The sequence below is a fragment of the Acrocarpospora pleiomorpha genome (genome assembly GCF_009687885.1).
Lineage (GTDB): Bacteria > Actinomycetota > Actinomycetes > Streptosporangiales > Streptosporangiaceae > Acrocarpospora > Acrocarpospora pleiomorpha.
Genome location: NZ_BLAF01000004.1, coordinates 393,918 through 412,158 on the forward strand (window position 1 = coordinate 393,918; position 18,241 = coordinate 412,158).

Annotated in this window: 23 protein-coding genes and 3 pseudogenes; 13 read left to right on the top strand and 13 right to left on the bottom strand. The window is 68.1% G+C overall.

Annotation, left to right across the window (positions count from 1 at the left end; all coding sequences use genetic code 11):
* Positions 1–67: 67 nt before the first annotated feature.
* Complete coding sequence (lepB, locus tag Aple_RS01815) at positions 68–817, top strand: signal peptidase I (RefSeq protein ID WP_155342635.1); 750 nt, start codon at positions 68–70, stop codon at positions 815–817.
* Positions 818–824: 7 nt separating this feature from the next.
* Here lepB and Aple_RS53050 read toward each other — a convergent pair.
* The 3 genes and pseudogenes from Aple_RS53050 to Aple_RS55400 all read right to left on the bottom strand — a co-directional run.
* Positions 825–1,004: pseudogene (locus tag Aple_RS53050) on the bottom strand (Lrp/AsnC ligand binding domain-containing protein); the annotation flags it as partial.
* A gap of 280 nt (positions 1,005–1,284) precedes the next feature.
* Complete coding sequence (locus Aple_RS54140; protein ID WP_281361519.1) at positions 1,285–1,689, bottom strand: SDR family oxidoreductase; 405 nt, start codon at positions 1,687–1,689, stop codon at positions 1,285–1,287.
* The gene (locus Aple_RS55400) at positions 1,659–1,886 is read right to left on the bottom strand and encodes an SDR family NAD(P)-dependent oxidoreductase (protein WP_218038064.1); all 228 of its coding nucleotides are present in this window, start codon (positions 1,884–1,886) and stop codon (positions 1,659–1,661) included. The genes Aple_RS54140 and Aple_RS55400 overlap by 31 nt, the downstream gene beginning before the upstream one ends.
* Here Aple_RS55400 and Aple_RS56145 point away from each other — a divergent pair.
* A complete protein-coding gene (locus Aple_RS56145) occupies positions 1,855–1,929 on the top strand; it encodes a helix-turn-helix domain-containing protein (RefSeq protein WP_218038085.1) in 75 nt (24 codons plus the stop codon). The two genes, Aple_RS55400 and Aple_RS56145, sit on opposite strands and share 32 nt — an antisense overlap.
* Positions 1,930–1,970: 41 nt before the next feature.
* On the opposite strand, the gene Aple_RS01825 is transcribed toward Aple_RS56145, so the two are convergent.
* Positions 1,971–2,480: a TetR/AcrR family transcriptional regulator gene (locus tag Aple_RS01825; protein ID WP_155342636.1), complete on the bottom strand. Its 510-nt coding sequence runs from the start codon at positions 2,478–2,480 to the stop codon at positions 1,971–1,973.
* A 79-nt stretch (positions 2,481–2,559) separates the two neighbouring features.
* Between Aple_RS01825 and Aple_RS01830 the strand changes: the two genes are divergently transcribed.
* Both Aple_RS01830 and Aple_RS01835 read left to right on the top strand, forming a co-directional pair.
* Positions 2,560–3,357 carry an NAD(P)H-binding protein gene (locus tag Aple_RS01830; protein WP_155342860.1) on the top strand — a complete coding sequence of 266 codons (798 nt, stop codon included), beginning with the start codon at positions 2,560–2,562 and terminating at the stop codon, positions 3,355–3,357.
* An 18-nt stretch (positions 3,358–3,375) separates the two neighbouring features.
* Positions 3,376–4,524: pseudogene (locus tag Aple_RS01835) on the top strand (Tn3 family transposase); the annotation flags it as partial.
* Positions 4,525–4,556: 32 nt separating this feature from the next.
* On the opposite strand, the gene Aple_RS01840 reads toward Aple_RS01835, so the two are convergent.
* Positions 4,557–5,021: an NUDIX hydrolase gene (locus Aple_RS01840; RefSeq protein ID WP_218038065.1), complete on the bottom strand. Its 465-nt coding sequence runs from the start codon at positions 5,019–5,021 to the stop codon at positions 4,557–4,559.
* Between the two features lie 56 nt (positions 5,022–5,077).
* Positions 5,078–5,443, bottom strand: coding sequence for a carbamoyltransferase C-terminal domain-containing protein (locus tag Aple_RS01845; RefSeq protein ID WP_170321233.1), 366 nt, complete (start codon positions 5,441–5,443; stop codon positions 5,078–5,080).
* A gap of 228 nt (positions 5,444–5,671) precedes the next feature.
* On the opposite strand from Aple_RS01845, the gene Aple_RS01850 reads away from it, so the two are divergent.
* From Aple_RS01850 to Aple_RS01860, 3 genes are read left to right on the top strand one after another with little or no spacing between them, the layout of a single operon-like run.
* Positions 5,672–6,169: a GntR family transcriptional regulator gene (locus tag Aple_RS01850; RefSeq protein WP_155342639.1), complete on the top strand. Its 498-nt coding sequence runs from the start codon at positions 5,672–5,674 to the stop codon at positions 6,167–6,169.
* Positions 6,166–7,083: an ABC transporter ATP-binding protein gene (locus tag Aple_RS01855; protein WP_155342640.1), complete on the top strand. Its 918-nt coding sequence runs from the start codon at positions 6,166–6,168 to the stop codon at positions 7,081–7,083. Before Aple_RS01850 ends, Aple_RS01855 begins: the two co-directional genes overlap by 4 nt.
* The gene (locus tag Aple_RS01860) at positions 7,080–8,126 is read left to right on the top strand and encodes an ABC-2 membrane transporter-related protein (protein WP_155342641.1); all 1,047 of its coding nucleotides are present in this window, start codon (positions 7,080–7,082) and stop codon (positions 8,124–8,126) included. The genes Aple_RS01855 and Aple_RS01860 overlap by 4 nt, the downstream gene beginning before the upstream one ends.
* Before the next feature lie 13 nt (positions 8,127–8,139).
* On the opposite strand, the gene Aple_RS01865 is transcribed toward Aple_RS01860, so the two are convergent.
* The 6 genes from Aple_RS01865 to Aple_RS01890 form a co-directional block, all read right to left on the bottom strand.
* A complete protein-coding gene (locus Aple_RS01865) occupies positions 8,140–8,514 on the bottom strand; it encodes a hypothetical protein (protein ID WP_155342642.1) in 375 nt (124 codons plus the stop codon).
* A 697-nt stretch (positions 8,515–9,211) separates the two neighbouring features.
* A complete protein-coding gene (locus Aple_RS01870; RefSeq protein WP_155342643.1) occupies positions 9,212–10,192 on the bottom strand; it encodes an alpha/beta hydrolase in 981 nt (326 codons plus the stop codon).
* Positions 10,193–10,269: 77 nt separating this feature from the next.
* The gene (locus Aple_RS01875) at positions 10,270–11,517 is read right to left on the bottom strand and encodes an FAD-dependent oxidoreductase (RefSeq protein WP_155342644.1); all 1,248 of its coding nucleotides are present in this window, start codon (positions 11,515–11,517) and stop codon (positions 10,270–10,272) included.
* A gap of 12 nt (positions 11,518–11,529) precedes the next feature.
* Complete coding sequence (locus Aple_RS01880; protein ID WP_155342645.1) at positions 11,530–12,174, bottom strand: maleylpyruvate isomerase family mycothiol-dependent enzyme; 645 nt, start codon at positions 12,172–12,174, stop codon at positions 11,530–11,532.
* A gap of 2 nt (positions 12,175–12,176) precedes the next feature.
* Positions 12,177–13,001 carry a fumarylacetoacetate hydrolase family protein gene (locus Aple_RS01885; protein ID WP_155342646.1) on the bottom strand — a complete coding sequence of 275 codons (825 nt, stop codon included), beginning with the start codon at positions 12,999–13,001 and terminating at the stop codon, positions 12,177–12,179.
* A complete protein-coding gene (locus Aple_RS01890) occupies positions 13,001–14,155 on the bottom strand; it encodes a cupin domain-containing protein (RefSeq protein WP_155342647.1) in 1,155 nt (384 codons plus the stop codon). The genes Aple_RS01885 and Aple_RS01890 overlap by 1 nt, the downstream gene beginning before the upstream one ends.
* A 64-nt stretch (positions 14,156–14,219) precedes the next feature.
* Here Aple_RS01890 and Aple_RS01895 point away from each other — a divergent pair, with 64 nt between their 5' ends.
* The gene (locus tag Aple_RS01895; protein ID WP_155342648.1) at positions 14,220–14,999 is read left to right on the top strand and encodes an IclR family transcriptional regulator; all 780 of its coding nucleotides are present in this window, start codon (positions 14,220–14,222) and stop codon (positions 14,997–14,999) included.
* Positions 15,000–15,233: 234 nt separating this feature from the next.
* On the opposite strand, the pseudogene Aple_RS56150 reads toward Aple_RS01895, so the two are convergent.
* Positions 15,234–15,428 (bottom strand): annotated as a pseudogene (locus tag Aple_RS56150) (helix-turn-helix domain-containing protein); the annotation flags it as partial.
* A gap of 121 nt (positions 15,429–15,549) precedes the next feature.
* Between Aple_RS56150 and Aple_RS01905 the strand changes: the two are divergent.
* Genes Aple_RS01905 through Aple_RS01925 form a run of 5 tightly spaced genes read left to right on the top strand, consistent with a single transcriptional unit; the run spans position 15,550 to position 18,241 of the window.
* Positions 15,550–15,750: a tautomerase family protein gene (locus Aple_RS01905; RefSeq protein WP_246264032.1), complete on the top strand. Its 201-nt coding sequence runs from the start codon at positions 15,550–15,552 to the stop codon at positions 15,748–15,750.
* Positions 15,747–16,556: a 2-keto-4-pentenoate hydratase gene (locus tag Aple_RS01910; RefSeq protein ID WP_155342650.1), complete on the top strand. Its 810-nt coding sequence runs from the start codon at positions 15,747–15,749 to the stop codon at positions 16,554–16,556. Before Aple_RS01905 ends, Aple_RS01910 begins: the two co-directional genes overlap by 4 nt.
* Entirely contained in the window at positions 16,556–16,900 is a 345-nt protein-coding gene (locus tag Aple_RS01915; RefSeq protein ID WP_155342651.1) for an aldolase/citrate lyase family protein, read from the top strand. Before Aple_RS01910 ends, Aple_RS01915 begins: the two co-directional genes overlap by 1 nt.
* Positions 16,897–17,391: a nuclear transport factor 2 family protein gene (locus tag Aple_RS01920; RefSeq protein WP_155342652.1), complete on the top strand. Its 495-nt coding sequence runs from the start codon at positions 16,897–16,899 to the stop codon at positions 17,389–17,391. Before Aple_RS01915 ends, Aple_RS01920 begins: the two co-directional genes overlap by 4 nt.
* Entirely contained in the window at positions 17,384–18,241 is an 858-nt protein-coding gene (locus Aple_RS01925; protein ID WP_155342653.1) for a hypothetical protein, read from the top strand. Before Aple_RS01920 ends, Aple_RS01925 begins: the two co-directional genes overlap by 8 nt.

Genomic DNA, 18,241 nt, shown 5'->3' on the forward strand with positions numbered 1-18,241 from the left:
GCAACTGAGCCCCGTTCCTCATTGCGCCGACCAACGAACCGACTTCTACCATACCAGTTGAGCTGCCGTGATCGAGAACCTGCGGCAACCGGTGGTGAAGTCCTATATTGTTACGCGCCCTGAGCTGCGGTCGAGGGACGTGGTGGAATTCGCTGATCGTGCCGGCGACTACCGGTTTCCGGCGGATGGATCGCAGGTCGTGAGATCGGTCACGTCGCGCGCGGGAGGGCGCGGCCCGCGACGAGATTGTGACGGGGCCCGAGCTATCGGAATCCTGCCTACCCTCGATAATGCCATGATGAAACGTTATGGGTTATATATTTTGTCGGTAGTGGTTTTCTTTTCCCTGGTTGCGGGATGCGGCCTGGCCGACAGAGTCGTCGGGCGCCGGGGTTATACCATCCCAAGCGGAGCCATGGAGCCCACAATTAAGGCGGGCGGTCACGTTATGGCCGCCAAGCCCAGGGACGATTTCGCTCCCGAACTCGGTGACGTCATTCTTTTCCGAGCTCCGGAGTCGTGGGACAAGGACAGCGTCTATATCTCGCGAGTCATCGGTGTTCCAGGGGTCACTATCGAGTGCTGTGACGATCAAGGGCGGATCGTCCTGGACGGGCAACCCCTGGAGGAGCCCTACATCAAGGAGCCTCCCGCCTCGTTGGTGACGTTCGGCCCGCTGACCGTTCCCAAGGGACGCGTCTGGGTTCAAGGGGACAACCGCCACCTTGCTCTCGACTCGCGCAGTCACCAGGCCGAGGATCCCACCATCCCGGTGTCCAACATCGTCGGAATCGCTGACCTCACCACCGTCAAGTAGGGGGTGGTCACCGGTCGGACCACAGCTCGCCGCGTGCCCATGAGTCGAGGACGATCAGCGTCCTGGTGCCGGTGACGCGATGGTTTCTGCGGATCGCGTCGATCGTGTTCTGGAGGTGGCCGAGATCCCGTACGCGGAGCCAGACAAGGGCGTCGGAATCGCCCGCGATGGTGAACACGGCCTGGGTCTCCGAACACCTTGATGACTCCCTCGACTATCGCGTTCACGAGGGAGTCGTTCAGTTCGTAATCGCCGATGAGTATCCGGTAGAGGAAGGGGCCGAAAACCATGTCGCTGACGATCACTTCGTCCATCGAGAAGCCGGCGTAGCCGTGCTCGAACATCAGCTCGCGACTTGCCTTGAGGATGGCCTCGTCCGCACCGGAACGGCGGGGGCGGCCACGCTCCGGTGGCTCTTCCCAGGACGTCGTCGACCAGGGCCTGGCCGGTCCCGCCGCCGGTCAGGATCACATAGGCGGCAGCACCATGATCTCCGGCCAGCGAGATCGGCGCATGCTCTCGTCGCCGCCGAGAATATTGGCGACGGCATCGGTGGCGATGAGCGTTCGCGGCCACAGGCAGTTCGCGGCGATGCCGTCAGCCGCGAATTCGGCGGCCAAGCCGAGAGTCGCCAACGTCATGCCGAATTTGGCCAGCATGTAGCCCGGGTGCGCGCCCAGCCACCGATTGCTCAGGTTGAGCGGCGAGCTGAGCGTCAGGATGTGCGGGTCCGGCGCCCGCTTGAGGTGCGGCAGGCACGCGCGCGAAAGCATAAAGGTCCTGCGGACGTTCACGTCCTGCATGAGGTCGTACGCCTTGCTCGTGAGCTGCGCCGTTGGGCTCAGGTCCAGGACGCTGCATTGTTGACGCAGATGTCGATTCCGCCGAACATTTCGGCACCGGCCTGGACGGCTGCGGCGATGCTCTCGTCGGAGCGAACGTCGCCAACCCATGGCAGGGCGTTGCCGCCGGCTTTCCGGATCGCTTCCGCCGCCGTGTGAACGGTTCCCGTCAGCCGCGGATGAGGTTTTGAGCAGATCGCTGACCGGCTTGGCGTCAGCCGCGCCACGGTATACCGCCACCTTGACCCCGACAAGCCAGTCTCCTCCTAGGAGGAGCGCGCTTGTCCCGATCACCTGCTACGGCGGCAAGGCTAACGCCGGCCCAGGCCGTCGAGTATGAGGGGGAGGAAGCGCTCTGGGATGACGCCTGGGTGGCAGGCGAACACGTTGAGCAGTTCCAGGAGGTCGCCGGTGCCGACATCTGAACGCATCGCACCGTCCGCCTGCGCTTGCCGTACCAGCTCGTCGAGTTGCCGCATCAGCGCCTGCCTCGCCTGCGGCGCGGAGGTCCCAGCCAGCGCGGCCGCGATGGCGCCGCGGCTCTTCCCCACGCTGTGGACGACGAAGGCGCGAATGGCCACCCACGCGTCAGGCTCGGCCGCCACGGCACGGTCGAGGGCGTCCATGAGCTCGTGAACGTACTGCTCCGCCAGGGCGGCCAGCAGCACGCTGCGGTCGGGAAATCGCCGGTAGAGCGTGCCGACGCCGACGCCGGCCCGGCGGGCGATCAGCTCCATCGGCGCGTCCGTGCCACGCTCGGCCACCGCGTCGCGTGCCGCCTCCAGGATTCTGTCCCGATTGCGGCGGGCATCGGCGCGCATTGAACTCTCCCTTAAGTGGACGACAGCCTTCCGCTTAGTATAGAACAGGAAGCCGACATTCCGCTTAGGAGGTTGCGTGATGATCGTGGTGACGGGTGCGACAGGCACGATCGGGCGTGCGCTGATCGAGGAACTGGGCGGTGCGGCGCGAGCCGTGGTACGGCGCGCGGAACAGGGCGAGGAACTGGGATGCGACTATGTGGTCGGCAATCTGGAGCGGCCGGAGAGCATCCCGATCGAGCCGGGTGACCGGCTCTTTCTCAACAGCGCGCAGTGGCCGGGTTTCGTGCGAGCGCACCAGGCGGTCATCGATCGGGCGGTGGCCGCAGGCGTGGCGCAGGTGGTGACCGTCTCCGTGCGCGGCGTGACGTCGAGCAGCCTGCTCGGGTTCGGCATGCATGGGCAGGTCGACGACCATCTCAAGGCTTCGGGAGTGCCGTGGTCGATCCTGGCACCGGTCGGCTTCATGCAGAATCTCGCGGGCGACGTCGACGAGGAGGGGCGGATCCTCGGCTCGTACGGCAGGGGCAGGGTCGGCTACATCGACGCGCGTGACATCGCGGCGGTCGCGGCCGTGCTGCTCACGCGTCCCGTCGGGGCCGATGCCACTTACGAGCTCACCGGGCCGGTGGCGCCTACGCATGACGAGGTCGCCGCCGAGCTCACCCGAGCACTCGGCCGGACGGTGCGTTACGTGGACCTGTCGGTCGAGGAAGCCGCCGTGCACTTGGAAAAACGCGGCATGCCCGCCCATGCGGCTCGTGACCTAGCCGAACTCATGTCGCAGATCGGGGATGGGCGCTGGGCGAGCACGACGACGACCGTGGCCGACATCTTGGGTCGCCAACCGCGTTCGCTGCGGGAGTTCCTTGGGTAGACGTGCGCGGCGTGCCTTGTCGCGCATTCGATGAACGTGGGGTATCGGCCGATCGCCAAGAAGGGCGTTCCCGCGCTGGAACGCTCACGGCTGTCCCATGTGTTTCAGAACTACTTCCGGCCGGAGACTCTCAGCCTGGCCAACGTGCCGCTGGTGCAGCGGCAGGCCGGGCTGAGGCTCGCGCAGGCGTGGGGTGGCGGCTTGGTGGCCGCGGTCGACGGGATGCGGTTCGTGGTCCCGGTCCCGTCGGTGTTCGCCCGCCCCAACCGAAAGTTCTTCGGCTCCAAACGGGGAATGACCTGGCTCAACGCCATAAATGATCAGGGAGTGGGACGAGGCGCGAAGGTGGTGTCGGGGACGGTGCGCGACTCCCTGCACATGGTCGATGTGATCTTTGGGTTGGACGGCGGGGAGCTGCCGGAGATCGTGGTGTCCGACACGGGTTCCTACAGCGACATCGTCTTCGGTCTGCTGGAGCTGCTGGGGATCTCCTATCGGCCCGCGCTGGCAGACCTGCCCGACCAGAAGGGCTGGCGGATCAGCCCCGACGCCGACTACGGCCCATTGAACACCTTCGCCCGAGGCAAGATCGACCTGCGGAAGATCCGCAGGAACTGGGACGACATCCTGCGCGTGGTCGCTTCCATCTACACCGGCACGGTCCGCGCCTACGACGTGATCACCATGCTGCAGCGCGACGGCCACCCCACCGCACTCGGGGAGGCGATCGCCGCCTACGGCCGGATCTTCAAGTCGCTGCACATCCTGGCCTACATCGACGTCGACGAGACCTACCGGCGCGACATCAAGCACATTCGCAACCTGCAAGAAGGCCGCCATGACCTGGCCAGGAGGATCTGCCACGGCAGGAAGGGCGAGCTCCATCACCGCTATGAACGCGGCCTGGAGAACCAGCTCGGTGTTCTGGGACTTGTTTTGAATTGCGTTGTTCTGTGGACGACGGTGTACCTGGACGCCGCCGTTGCCCAGCTCAAGGCGCAGGGCTATCCGGTTCGCGAGCAGGACATGGCCCGGTTGTCGCCATTCGTCCGCCAGCACCTGGGTGTGCGCGGGACCTACAGTTTCCTTCTGCCGGATCTGGCTCCGGGCGCGATCCGCGACCTTCGCGACCCCGACGCGTCCCACGACGGGGACGACGAGGACTGACGCCCGTGGCCGACACCCCGCAGCCGCGCGCGTCAGCGCAGGACGACCGGCGTATCCGGCACTCCGGCGGCGCGGATCTCGGCGATCAGGTTGGCGAGGCCGAGGGGGTAGATGGTCTCGCGGGTGTCGCGTAGTTCGTCGAGGGTCCACCAGCGGCGGGCGCGGGTGGTGTCGGGCTGGGTGGCTCGGGCCGGGTTGATCGCGGTGGCGGCGAGGTGCGCGAGGTAGTACTTCTCCACCTGGCGGACGTCGTGGCCGCCGACCTGGTGGATCTTGCTGCGTTCGGCGATCTGCGCGCCCAGGCGTACCTGCGCGTCATCGACGCCGAGTTCTTCGCGTAGCTCGCGGCGGACCGCGGTCGGGTAGTCCTCCCCGGAGTCGAGGGACCCTCCAGGGGTGGCCCAGAATCCGCCGTTTTCGTCGTAGCGCAGCAGCACGTTGTCATCGTCGTCCAGTGCGATCACGCGGGCCGCTGGCCGCAGCGGTGGGGCCATCATGGGATTCATTGTTGCAGCTCAGCCCTACGCGCTCAGCGACTCAATCAGTGACTCACTCAGGCCCTTTCGACGAGGTAATCCCCGATGCACAGGGCGTCCAGATCGCAGGCTTGGAAGGTGGCCAGGGCGTGGGCGGAGGTCTCCACGATGGGCTCTTGGTCGTTGAAGCTGGTGTTGAGCACGACGGGGACATCGGTGATCTGGCGGAAGTGCTCGATCACGGCGGCGAATTCGGGCGCGGCGGCGCGGTCGACGGTTTGGACGCGGGCGGTGTGGTCGACGTGGACGACGCCCGCGGTCGGAGGCGGCGGGCGGGGCGAAGTACCCGGCCAGGGCGGGCAGGCGGCGCACCTTGTCGGCGGCGACGCAGAGTCGCCGCCGACGTGGGCGGAACCTGGAACCGCTACGCCCCCAACGACCACTCCGAGTGACCACGATCCAGCCAGCAGTCCTCAATACAGACCACTTGATCAACGACTCCTGCCAGCATCACGCCCCAACTCCGCCTCGGTGATCCTTGCTGTTGTTCCGGCGTTCCCATTTCAGGAGCGGGCGGTCGCGAGTCCCGCATGCTTTCACCTGGCGTTTGACAATTCCGTGATCACCTGCTGTTATCTTGTTCTATGGAGATAGAAAAAGGGAACAGCCGGATGGGCGATGCAGATTCGGAGGCTGGCCCGCAGGTGTCCGGGTCGCCGATCGAGTTCCGGCTCGACCCGTCTTCTGGCGTGCCAACCTACCTGCAACTGGTGCAGCAGGTAGAGCACGCGCTGCGGCTTGGCTACCTCGCCACGGGCGACCAGCTACCCAAGATCAGAGACGTGGTCGCGTCGCTGGCCATCAACCCGAACACGGTGTTCAAGGCGTACCGGGAGTTGGAGACGAAGGGTCTGGCGGCCGGCCGGCCCGGCCAAGGCACCTTCATCGAGGCCACGCTCAGCCAGGTCACATTGCCGGAGTTGGCCGGGCTTCGCCGTACCCTGCTTGCTTGGCTGGCCACGGCCGACACGGCCGGGCTGGACGAGGACGGCATGGTGGCACTGTTCACCAGCGTGTTGCGGGATTTCCGTGAAGGCCGCCCTGTTGCCGACCATCGCCTTGGCAGGCGCCGCGGCGCGGCAGACAACAAGAGGAAGGGCGTCGCGTGAACGTCATTGAAACCAGGGGGCTGGGCAAGTGCTACGGCCGCACCTGGGCGCTGCGCGAGTGCACGTTGGCGATTCCCGCCGGGCACGTCGTCGCGCTGGTCGGCCCGAACGGGGCGGGCAAGAGCACCCTGCTCAATCTCGCGGTCGGCCTAGCCGACCCGACCGCGGGCACCGTCGCGGTGCTCGGTGGCCGACCGGCCGGGTCCCCGGCCGCACTGGACGGCATCGCGTTCGTCGCCCAGGAGACGCCTCTGTACCCGAACATGCCCGCCGCCGACATGCTGCACCTGACCCGCAACCTGAACCGGCGCTTCGACCAGCAATACGCCCAAGCCCGCCTGGGCGAGCTGGGCATCCCACTGGAGCGTAAGGCCGGCAAGCTGTCCGGCGGGCAGCGGGCACAGCTCGCGCTGACCCTGGCGCTGGCCCGGCGTCCGCACTTGCTCGTGCTGGACGAACCGATGGCGATGCTGGATCCGCTGGCCCGGCACGACTTCATGGCCACGGTGATGACCGCGGTCGCCGACGAGGGCATATCCGTGGTGCTGTCGTCGCATGTGCTGACCGAGTTGGAGCGGGTCGCCGACTACCTCGTCCTGGTCTCGCACGGCCAGGTCCAGGTGGCCGGCAAGGTCGACGACCTGCTCGCCGGTCACCGCGTACTGACTGGCCCGACCGCCGACGTCGACCGGTATGCCGACCGGCTCAACGTCGTCAATGCCCGGCGCGGCCAGGCGCAGGCCCACCTCCTGGTTCGGACCAACACGACCACCGACGCCGTGCCGCCCGGCTGGCAAGCGCAGCTGGTCGGTCTGGAAGAACTCACCCTGGCCTACCTGCGCGAGCCCGACGCTGCGGCGCTGCCTGGCCCGACCCGCACCGACAACGGCAAGCCCACGGAGGTAACGAAGTGACCACACTCACCATGTCCACCCGGCCCGGACCAGGAGCATCGCTGCGGCCCGTGCCCTGGCGGCGGATGGCGTGGGTCTTCTGGCGACAGCACCGCCTCACCCTGGCCGGTGTCGGCGTCCTGTTCGGCGCAGCGGCGATGTACCTGCTCATCACCGGTCTGCAGATGCACCACGCCCACGCCGCAGTGACCTCCTGCCAGCCAGTGCCCTCGGACATCTGCCAGCGCGTCACCATGGATTTCCTCGAGACCTACATGACCAGCGCCGGGATCACCGCAGGACTCCTGCACGTGCTGCCCCCACTGATCGGAGCCTTCGCCGGAGCGCCGCTGCTGGCCAGGGAGTTCGAGACCGGCACCTTCCGCTACACCTTCACTCAAGGCTTCGGCCGAGTACGGTGGACCATCGCCAAGCTCGTGCCCCTCGCCGTCGCCGTCACCGCTGCAGCCGCGGCGTTTGGCGTGCTGTTCTCCTGGTGCTATCAGCCGCTCATCGGACCGGGACGCCGCAGCCCGCTGTTTCCCACCATGTTCGACATGCATGGGCTGGCGTTTCCCGCCTGGGCACTGGCCGCATTCGCGATCGGCGCCCTCACCGGTGTACTGATCCGCCGAGCCATCCCCGCGATGTTCGCCACCCTCGCCGCCTGGACCGCTCTCGCCTTCACGACCGGCGCGTACCTCCGCGCCCACTACCAGGCACCGGTGGTCACCACCGACCCGACCATCACCAACCCCGACTGGGTGATGACTCAGCAATGGGCCAAGGACGGCAAACCAGCCACCCTATCCATGATCGACGGGGCTCTGCATCCCGTCGACGTCCAAGCGGTGACCCCCGAACTGTTCCAACCCGGCCCCGGCACCCCAGCCAACCTCGACCCCATCCAATACCTCGTCCAACACGGCTTCACACACGTGACCACCTACCAACCAGCCAGCCGATTCTGGACATTCCAATGGATCGAAGCAGGCTGGCTCCTCGCACTGTCCCTGCTACTCCTCGCCACCACCGTCTGGTTGGTCCGCCGCCGCACGACCTGAAGCCCGACACCCGCTACCAGCCCCTCGGCGGCTGGCAGAACCATGGCGCTGCTGGATCGGCATACTCTGCAAGGAGACGACCGGGGGCATCTCGCCGCAGAGAAGAATCTCGGGATAGCGGGTCCTTCATGTCGACCATCGCGTAGTAGTCGATGGGCAGGCCGAGGATGCCACCGACGGTGGCTTTCAGCAGGGTGATGCGCTGGCGGTCGGGGACGCCGGGGACCAGGGAGGGATTGTCCTCGGCCCACTGGTAGACCTCGTTGAGCAGGCCGGGTGAGGCGCCGCCGGTGAAGCCGCTCGGGAAGGCGGTTCTGGCGGGACCGGCGGGCATGGGGACGCGCTGCAGGTCGGCGGAGAAGGTGACCTGCCAGCCCGAGGTCGGCATCGCCGGCCCGCGAAAGTCGGGCCGTCGGGCTGACCGGCAGCTGAAACTGCGACGGTAAGACGGACATTCTCCTGAGCTGGAAAGACCGAAACGTCTTCATCGGTGAATGCAAGATGTGGAATGGCCAGAAGAAACTGCTCGACGCGGTCGGCCAACTCCTGCGCTACACGGCGTGGCGGGACACCAAAGCCGCTCTCATCTTGTTCATTCAAGGAGGGCCCAGCGAGATCATTAAGAAGGCCGACGAAGCGCTCCGTGGTCATATCACTTTCCGATCGGCAGCACCGAGTACTGAGCCGGATCTGCGTCAGGACTACCTCTTGGTGGACACGTCGCGAGATCAGTATCGGTCTGTCAGGTTGGCCTTCTTGCCCGTGATCATTCCATCACCGTCGAGCCACAACGGATAGGGGTCCCGATCATGTGGGCGGCATGGTGGTAGGCACACGGTGCCGACGGACCTATTTCTGCCTGTTCAGCCACGTGGTCCAGGCGTGTGCGTCGGCGTAGACCTCCGGTGCGATGCCGAGGTCGGCCAACGCTTCAGGGTAAGCGCGATCGTAGGTTGCGGCCCAGGCGATAGCTTTGTGCGGAGGGGCCAGGAGCCAGAGTGCAGCGGTGTCATCCAAGTGCAAGGTGCTCAAGGTGGGCAGCGTCGCATCCCCCTCCAGATGGCCGGTCACCAGGGCGCGAGGCATCAAGCCGCGCCAGCAACTGGCTGGCCTCCTGGTTCTGGACGCGGGCCTGATACGGCGCCGACCTGGCTGAGCGGTGCATCAGGCAGACCGGCGGCGCGGAGGGCGAAGGCCAGCTGCTCGGCCTGGAACGCGGCCCCGCTCGTGTGGTAGTCGATGTCGTGGCCGGTCCCCGGCCACACGGCGGCGTCCACCAAGGGCGCGTTCGTCAGCGCGTCGGCGAACTGCTGCACCTGCTCCTCATCGGAGATCCACAAGGCGTCGTACTGTGCGTGACGCACGTGCACGGGAACGGTGATCGACGGTGCCGCAGCGCGGAAGCGCTCCTCCCACCCGTCCGAGATCTCGATGAGCTCCTGCACCAGGACGGGCGTCTCTCCGTGGAATGCGGCCTCCGCGGCCGGCATGTCGTCGCCGTAGCTGCCCGCGGGACCGAACATGAGCTGGAAGCGCATGTCTCCGTCGCAGGGAAGCCACTTCATCGGAAGGGACGCCCATCGCTCGGCAGTCCCAGGCGGCTCCTGAAGCAAGCAGCCCGACATCGCCACACCCAGCAAGGGCCAGGTCGGCCCGTTGGATGCGATGAGCAGGGAGAGCGCGGCGCCAATGGAGTGGCCGATGAGGAAGACGCCGGCGGTTCCCTCGCCGTGGGCCGCCCACAGCTCGCCGATGAGGTCGTCGAGAGCCTGTGCGTTGGCATCGAAGATCGAGCCGTCCACCGCGAGTTGGTCGCTGTTGCCGTAGTTCGGCCTGTCGACAGCGATGACGGGGATGTTCGAAGCCGCAGCCCGGTCGAGGAGCGAGTAGCCGGGCAGGTCGAAGAAGGTGGAGTGATAGCCGCCGCCGTGGATCGCGACGACGAGGGGCGTGGCCGGGCTGGTCGGCGTGACACTCCCCAGGTTGTGGAATCCGGCGAACACCCTGCCTTGGGAGGGGCCTTCGGAGGACACCGTGTGTGAGAACGCAGTGGAGCTCGTGGTCATCGCATACATCCGTTCGTAATACGAGATGTGGTTTCGGATTGCGGATAATGTAACCAACATCACACCGCCCTGCAAGGTCATGCCGAGCTGTCGGGCGGCGCGAGCGGGATGGGGGTGAACATCGGCGCCTCCTCCTCGGGCGCGAGGGTGGTCGGCCCGTAGAGCCAGTCGACGAAGGAGTAGTCGTAGGTGTCGCGGGCTCTGAGGATCACGTTGCGCTGCTCGCGCTTGACGCCGACGTGGTGCCACAGGACGCCCCACTCCCGCGAGGTCGCCAGGACGCGGGCGGTGTGCTGGGTGCGCACCGCGTTGTACGCCGCGAGCGCCGACTCCCAGTCGACCGAGCCGTCGGCGAGCCGGTGTGCCGCAGCGTGCTTGGCGAGCACCCAGCCGTCCTCGATGGCCATGATCGCGCCCTGGGCGATGTACTGTAGGGGAGCGTGTGCCGCGTCGCCGAGAAGGGCTACCCGGCCGAAGATCCAGTCCGGTATCGGTTCGCGGTCGAACATCCGCCACCAGCGGTCGCGCCACATGAACCTCAGGCCGTTCTGGACGTCCCCGGTGGTATCGGCGAAGGCGGCGTCGAGCTCGTCCGGCGTGCCCCAGTCCTCCTCGCCGGCCAGCGCCTTGGGTGACTCGAAGACGGCGACCTGGTTGAACATCTCGCCGCCGCGCAGGGCGTACTGCACGAAGTGGCAGTTGTTGCCGAGGTGGACGACGACGGCCTTCTCGTGGATGTTGTTCTCGCGGGCGTCGTCGATCGGGATCGCGCCGCGGTAGGCGACATACCCGGAGCTCACCGGGTGGTCGCCGACGTACTGGAAGCGGGCGGGGGAGCCGATGCCTTCCGCGGCGATGACCAGCGGCGCGGTGTGCCGGCAGCCGTCCTCGAGGATCACGGTGGCCTCGCCCTCGCCTTGCTCGTAGGACGTGGCGGTCGCGTTGTTCACCAGCTCGACGCCGGCGCGCCGGCACGCGCGCAGGAAGGTGGCGTGCAGGTCGGAGCGGTGGATGACGAGGTACGGAAAACCGTACCGCCTCTCCAGGTCCCGTAGGTCCAGGCGGGTCAGCTCGCTGCCGTCGAGGCCGTCGAACATGATCATGTCGTCGGGGACGACTCCGAGGTCGATGACCTCCTCGAGGAGGCCGTACTCATGAAGGATGCGGGTGCAGTTCGGGGCGATCTGGAGACCGGCACCGACCTCGCCGAACTCCGGTGCCCGTTCGAGCAGGCGCACCGTCAGGCCCTCGCGGCTCAGGGCGTAGGCGGCGGAGAGGCCGCCGATGCCGCCGCCGACGACGACGACGTCGGGGGTGCTGCTCATGTCCTCCTCCCGTCAGATCCAGGGCCCGAGCATCGGAGCGGCGCTGAGGGAGTGCGGCCGGCCGGCCAGCCAGGCCGTCACCTCGGCGAGCGGCGCGTCGACGACCTCGGGCGGCAACGTCGTCATGCCACGCTTAGCCACGATGTCGGTGACCAGCGCCTCGCAGAAGTCGCTCGACAGGTCGGCGAAGGTGATGCCGGTGGCCAGGTCGACGGCGTGCACGTTGACCTCGCGTGCTCGCAGCCAAGGAATCTCGGTGGCCGGCACCGTCCGCCCCTGGGCGGTGACGACCGGGTGCCGCCACTGCTCGGCGGTGAGACGGTCCATCGCCTCGGCGAGGATCTCGGCGGAGTGGCGCAGCCACGAGTCGAGTGCCGCAGCCGGCAGGGTGGCGCCTCTCTCGATGCTGTGCGCGCGCTCCTCGGGCGAGGAGTACATCGGCGTCTCGACGCCAGTGGCCGCCCAATGCACGAGATGGCCCAACGCTTCGGCGTTCCCCGCGACATGGGCGGCGAGGTGCTTGCGGGTCCACCCCGGAAGACCGCTGTCGGCACCGAAGCCGCTCTCCCCGAGGCCGGTGACCGCGTCGAGGAAGAGCTCGCTCCCTTCGGCCATCCAACGCCGAGCGTCGGCGAACGTGCGCGTCGATGTCGTCATCGTCAGCGCTTGACGATGTGGTTGGTGATGGTGCCGATGCCCTGGACGGTGATCTGCACGGTCTCACCGCCGACCAGGAACTCCTGCGGACTTCGCGCGTGGCCCACGCCGCCGTTGGTGCCGGTCAGGATGAGGTCGCCGGGGCGAAGGGTGGTGATGGTGGAGAGGTACTGCACCAGGTGCACCGGGTCGAAGAGCAGATCGGCAGTGTTCGCGGTCTGCTTGACGACGCCGTCGACGGTGAGCTCGGTGTCGAGCGACGGGCGTACGCCGCCGGGCAGGTCGTCGGGGGTGACGACGTACGGGCCGACAGGGGTGGTGGCCTCCCAGATCTTGCCCTGCAGCCACTCCCGGGTGCGGAACTGCCAGTCCCGCACGCTGTAGTCGTTCGCGGCGGTGAACCCGGCGATCGCGCCGGCCGCCTCGGCCTCGTCGGCACGCCGGACGGTCCGGCCGATGACGATGGTCAGCTCGCACTCCCAGTCGAGCTGGTCGGTCTCGGCCGGCTTCGCGATGTCGTCGTTCGCGCCGGCAAGGGTGTCGGCGAACTTCGCGAACAGCACCGGGTACTCCGGCAGGTCGCGGCCCATCTCCTCGATGTGGCTCCCGTAGTTCAAGCCCACGCAGACGACCTTGCTCGGGTTGGGCACCACGGGAGCGAAGTCCGCGCCCTCGACTGCGTAGGTCGCCGAGTCCTTGGGCACGTCGGGTGAGCCAGCGGCCAAGAATGCGCCCACGTCGGCGAAGCCGAGGTCGACGAGCCGGTCGCCGTCGAGGCGGACCGCGCGGGTGCCGCCTGCGGTGCGGATGGTGGCGAGCTTGGGCATCAGGCGTCCTTCTGGGTGCGGTTGAGCCGGAGTACCTCGAAGACGGGCGCGTCGGAGAAGCGGAACAGGTCGAGCGCCCCCTCGTCGGAGTCGGATGCGCCGGCCTCGGACCTGAAGCTGAACGGCGTCCACGACGGCACCACGAACAGGTCGCCGCGGGTGACCGTCCAGGACTGGTCGCCGACAGTCACGACGCCCGAGCCGTCGAAGACCTGGAACACCGAGGACCCGGTTTCCCGCTCCGGCGCGGTCTCGGCGCCACGGGCGAGGCGGTGGAACTCCGCGCGGATCGTCGGCAGCACGTCGGCGCCGTTGTGTGGGTTGGTGTAGCGAACCGCGGCGTGGCCAGGTTCGACGGTGCCGCCGAAGCCCGCCCTCTCCAGCTGGAGCTGGTCGTTCAGCGCGGCGTTGGTGTGGGCCCACTTGTAGGCCAGCAGCGGGCTGCCCGGCGTCGGCTCGCCGGTCGATCCGGCCGAGAGCGGACGCAGGCCGGGGTGGGCCCACAGCTGCTCGGACCGGGAGCGCTCCGGTGTGATCCGCTCGGCCGCACCGATCTCGTCGCGGCCGAACTCGAAGAACTGGGCCTCGGTGACGTACTGGAACGGGATGTCGAGGCCGTCGACCCAGGCCATCGGCTCCGAGGTCGCGTTGTGGTGGGCGTGCCAGTTCCAGCCAGCCTGGGGCAGGAAGTCACCGCGGTTCATCGGGACCGCGTCGCCACCGACGACCGTCCATACGCCCGAGCCTTCGACGACGAAGCGGAAGGCGTGCTGGGTGTGGCGGTGCTCGGGGGCGTCCTCGCCGGGCATGAGGTACTGGATGGCCGCCCACAGGGTCGGGGTGGCGAAGGGGCGACCGCCCAGGGAGGGGTTCGCGAGCGCGATCGCGCGGCGCTCTCCGCCGCGTCCGACCGGGACGATGTGCCCGGCCTGGTCGGCGAGCCTGCGCAGGCTCTCCCACCGCCACAGGTGCGGCACCGCGCGGCTGCGCGGATGGGCGGGCATGAGGTCGCCGATCTCGGTCCACAGGGGAACGAGCAGCTCCTGCTCGAAGCCGCGGTAGAGCTCCTCCAGCGCAGGGGTGACCTCGGGCTGATCGGGGGCAGCAACGGCGGTCAGCTTGACGGGAGTCGCTCGGTTCTGCGTCGCAGCCATGCGGCTATAGTGAGCCCGCCCACGCTTCTAGAACGCGCAATTCTGCTCTACGGAACGGGGAGACATGGAGAAGCCACTCAAGACGCCGCCGGTCTACGCCATCACCTCCGTCGACCACGCTCTGCGGATCGCGTCGATGCTGCAGCTCGAGGGCTCGCTGACCGTCGCCGACGCCGCCGAGCGCCTGGGCGTCGCGCGATCGACGGCCCACCGTCTGCTGCAGATGCTCGTCTACCGCGACTTCGCCGCCCAGGGTGAAGACCGCAGCTACCGCGCGGGACCGGTCCTCCAGCTCGCCGCGCACTCCGGCTCCGAGATCTCACGGCTGCGTACGGCGGCGCTTCCGCATCTCCAGCGCCTGGTCGACGCCATCGGCGAGTCGGCCAACCTGACCGTCCGAGCCGGTACCACGGCTCGCTTCGTCGCCTCGGTGGAGTGCAGCCAAGCACTTCGCGTGGGCAACCGCGAGGGGATGGTCTTCCCCGCCCACCGCACCACCGCGGGCCTTCTGCTCCTGGCCGACCTGAGTGCCGACGAGCTGACGGAGGTCTACGCCGCGGCCACCTACGCCTACGAGCCGCAGACCCGTCCCGACCTTCGCAGGCTCCGAGTGGAGCTGACCCGGATCCGCAAGGCCGGCTTCGCCGTGAACAACGGTCGTTCCGAACGCGGAGTCGTGGCCATCGGCGTGCCCGTTCGCGGTGCCGGCCGACGCGTCGTGGCCGGGGTCTCCCTCTCGATGCCGTCTGTCCGGTACGACCGGAACCACCTGCCCGGCGTGGTGGCGGCGCTCCAGAAGGCGGCGGCCGGTATCGAGCAGGACCTCACGCCGCTCGACGGATGACGAGCCTCGGTCGTTGCCCGCCAGGCGATCCGTCTCGGGTCCGGCCAAGCGGTAGAGGCATCGCGTGCCCCAGCCCTCGCGGATCGCGAAGAGGACGCTTTGGCGAGTCTTGTCTCTCAGGTCCATGAGCGTCGGCTCGGCGATCCTGATGATGCTCATGCCGTTGCGCATCGCCGCGCCGTGCTGCAGCAGCTTCATGCCGAGGTGGTACCCGCCGGACATGTCTCGTGCGGCGAGCCCCGTCTGTTCCAGTGAGGTGAGGAGCCGGAAGGCGGTGCTCCGGTTGGTGCCGATCGCCTCGGCCACCTCCGTGGGCGTGAGCCCGCCTTCGACAGGCAGCAGCGCGTCCAGTGCCCTGACCGCCTTCTCGATGACGGCGATGCGTGATCCCGCTGACCGGTTACGGAGCCCCTCGTCGCCCTCTGCCATCGAGACGCGCCTCCTGATTGCCGAACGCCCTTGCGGCGCAACGTGACGCACGTTACATTGTGCGCAATACGAAACTAGATCTCGTAATACGAGATATCGGAAGGTGGCTGCTTTGCCTCACGTGGCGATCCAAGTCCGTAGCGGTCGTGATCCGGAGAGCATCCGGCGGCTGATCAGCGCGGTGACGGAGGCAGTGGTCACGTCGCTGGACACCCCGGCGCGTACCGTCCGCGTGATCGTGACCGAGGTGCCGACGACGCACTGGGCCAACGGCGACGTGACGCTGGCCGAGGCCGCTCCCCACCACGGCGGGCAGCCATGACTGAGCCGAGCCTGGACCAGATCGCCGAGGAGCTCGACGCGGCGCGGCTGAGGGCCCGCGAGATCGACCAGTACGCCGGCCGCGTCGACCTGTCGCTCGCGGACGCCTACCGGGTGCTGCTGCGCGGAGTCGAGGCGAGGCGCGGGCGTGGCGAGCAGGTCGTGGGCGTGAAGCTGGGATTCACCAGCAGGGAGAAGGCCAGGCAGATGGGCGTGGCCGACGTCATCCTCGGTGTGCTCACCGACGAGATGCAGGTGCCGGCCGGCGGAGATCTCGATCACGGCGCGATGATCCACCCGCGCGTCGAGCCCGAGATCGCGTTCCGCCTGGCGGAGGACGTCTCGATCAGCACGCTTGCGGAGGATCTGCTGGCACACGTCACCCACGTGGCTGCCGCCGTCGAGGTCATCGACAGCCGCTACCGCAACTTCTCCTTCAGCCTCTCAGACGTGGTGGCCGACAACACCTCGGCCAGCTATTTCGCGGTCGGGGAGTGGCTCCCGCTCACCGACGAGCTCCGAGACGGCGGGCTCGGCGACCTGGCGGTCGAGCTGCGCATCGACGGAGCCCTCGCGGCCGCCGGCTCCACCAAGGCCATCCTGGGCGACCCGCTCGAGGCACTGGCGGCCGCCCAGCGCCTCGCCGGCACCCACGGCCACCCGATCGTCCCAGGGGGCATCATCCTGGCCGGCTCCGCGACGGCCGCGGTCCAGCTTCCGGCGGATGCGGTGGTCGCGGTCGTGGTCGCAGGACTCGGCACGGTGACTCTGAGCACGAGCCGCACGGCCGCGGAGGTGCAGGGCTGATGGGCTGGTCGTTGCCGCCGGCAGCCCGCGGCGTCTGGGTGAAGATCCCGGCCGTCGAGTCCATCGAGGACATCGTCGAGACGGCCGGTCTGGACGGCGTGTTCATCGGGCCCTTCGATCTCGCCCTCTCCAGTGGCCTGGCGGCTGACTCCGCCGCCTTCGGCGACCTGGCGACCCGAGTGGAGAAGGCGGTCACGGGACGGATCGCCCTCGGCGGCGTCGCCGCGGACGTGGCCGCTGCCGAAGACCTCGCCGTGAGGGGCTACTCCTTCGCGATGGTCGGCGCTGACACCTCCCTGCTCGCCGCAGCGACCGGTGCGCTGATGGAGCGGGGCGCGGCGTGACGACGCACCTGGCCCGCGAGTCCTTCTCCGGCGAGCCGCAGGACCGGTCGGCGCTGAGCTCGGAGCTGATGTCGGTCGTCACCGCGCTCTGGTTCGAGATCGACCACCACGAGGGCGCGGCCGCGGCGACGTACTTCACGCCGGATGCGGAGCTCCGCTTCACCGACGCGGTGTTCCGCGGCACCTCGGAGATCGAGGAGGTGTACGCCGGCCGGAGGGCCCGCGGACCCCGAGTGTCGCGCCACATCGTGGCCAACCTCCACCTGCACGAGGTCGAACCGCACCGCGTGCGCGCCACCTCCGTGCTGCTTCTCTTCGGAGCAGACGGGGAGGCTCCGCGGCCGATGACGCCCCCGGCCCTGGTCGGCGATGTGCACGACGAGTTCGTGCTGCGCAGCGGTCGCTGGCTGATCAGGTCCCGGTGGATCCAGAACCTCTTCATCGATCCGACGACCCGGCTGGCAGTGCCCCTGGAGCGAGCAGATGAGTGACACAGCGGCCCCGTGGTCGCCGACGTTCTTCGAGCTCGGCTCGGGGGAGTACGCCCCGCCTGACCGGATCAAGGGTCAGCACTCGTGGTACGTCCGCGGTCAGAACTTCGTGACCGTCATCAGCAAGGCCGGCAACGGCGAGGTGCTGAGCGAGGAGCCTGCCCCCGACGAGCACCTGGTTCTGGTGCTCGAGGGCACCGAGGTCGAGGTCGCGGTCCCCGGCAGCCATGTCTCGGCGGCGGGTCCGTCGATCGTCGTGGTCCCCGCAGGCCCGGCACAGGTGACGATGCGCAGGCCGGGTGACCTCCTCCGGGTCTTCTCGACACGCGGCTCGGTGGCGGCGAAGGCCGCCAACGCGGCGACGTACGCAGTGCCCAACCCGGCCGTCGCATCGCTCCTCCCACTGCCGGAGACCGAGGGCGCGGGAGGCCTTCGCGTCATCCCGCTGTCTGACGTCGCCCAGGTGCCCGGACGACTGGGCCGCATCTACCGCAGCGGATCTCTCATGGTCAACTGGTTCGTTCCCGTGAACGGCCCACGTGACACCGACGAGCTCTCCCCGCATGTGCACGACGACTTCGAGCAGGCCTCGGTCACGGTCGAGGGGGACTTCGTCCACCACGTCCGGCAGCCGTGGACCAAGCGGATGCGCGACTGGCGTCCCGACGAGCATGTGCAGCTCACGAGCCCGTCGGTGACCGTCATCCCGCCGGGCGACATCCACACGACGCGCTGGGTCAACCGAGGCGCGCACCAGCTCATCGACGTCTTCGCCCCGCCGCGCGCCGACTTCATCGAGCAGGGCTGGGTGCTCAACCAATCCGACTACGAGCCCACCACGAAGGAGTGA

What these genes read in the sequence shown, in the direction of transcription:
- Aple_RS01825 (WP_155342636.1), bottom strand. Translation starts at nt 2,480, where the DNA reads ATGCGCGCCGATGCCCGCCGCAATCGGGACAGAATCCTGGAGGCGGCA.
- Aple_RS01830 (WP_155342860.1), top strand. Translation starts at nt 2,560, where the DNA reads ATGATCGTGGTGACGGGTGCGACAGGCACGATCGGGCGTGCGCTGATC.
- Aple_RS01840 (WP_218038065.1), bottom strand. Translation starts at nt 5,021, where the DNA reads ATGATGGCCCCACCGCTGCGGCCAGCGGCCCGCGTGATCGCACTGGAC.
- Aple_RS01850 (WP_155342639.1), top strand. Translation starts at nt 5,672, where the DNA reads ATGGGCGATGCAGATTCGGAGGCTGGCCCGCAGGTGTCCGGGTCGCCG.
- Aple_RS01865 (WP_155342642.1), bottom strand. Translation starts at nt 8,514, where the DNA reads ATGCCGACCTCGGGCTGGCAGGTCACCTTCTCCGCCGACCTGCAGCGC.
- Aple_RS01870 (WP_155342643.1), bottom strand. Translation starts at nt 10,192, where the DNA reads ATGACCACGAGCTCCACTGCGTTCTCACACACGGTGTCCTCCGAAGGC.
- Aple_RS01875 (WP_155342644.1), bottom strand. Translation starts at nt 11,517, where the DNA reads ATGAGCAGCACCCCCGACGTCGTCGTCGTCGGCGGCGGCATCGGCGGC.
- Aple_RS01880 (WP_155342645.1), bottom strand. Translation starts at nt 12,174, where the DNA reads ATGACGACATCGACGCGCACGTTCGCCGACGCTCGGCGTTGGATGGCC.
- Aple_RS01885 (WP_155342646.1), bottom strand. Translation starts at nt 13,001, where the DNA reads ATGCCCAAGCTCGCCACCATCCGCACCGCAGGCGGCACCCGCGCGGTC.
- Aple_RS01890 (WP_155342647.1), bottom strand. Translation starts at nt 14,155, where the DNA reads ATGGCTGCGACGCAGAACCGAGCGACTCCCGTCAAGCTGACCGCCGTT.
- Aple_RS01895 (WP_155342648.1), top strand. Translation starts at nt 14,220, where the DNA reads ATGGAGAAGCCACTCAAGACGCCGCCGGTCTACGCCATCACCTCCGTC.
- Aple_RS01910 (WP_155342650.1), top strand. Translation starts at nt 15,747, where the DNA reads ATGACTGAGCCGAGCCTGGACCAGATCGCCGAGGAGCTCGACGCGGCG.
- Aple_RS01915 (WP_155342651.1), top strand. Translation starts at nt 16,556, where the DNA reads ATGGGCTGGTCGTTGCCGCCGGCAGCCCGCGGCGTCTGGGTGAAGATC.
- Aple_RS01925 (WP_155342653.1), top strand. Translation starts at nt 17,384, where the DNA reads ATGAGTGACACAGCGGCCCCGTGGTCGCCGACGTTCTTCGAGCTCGGC.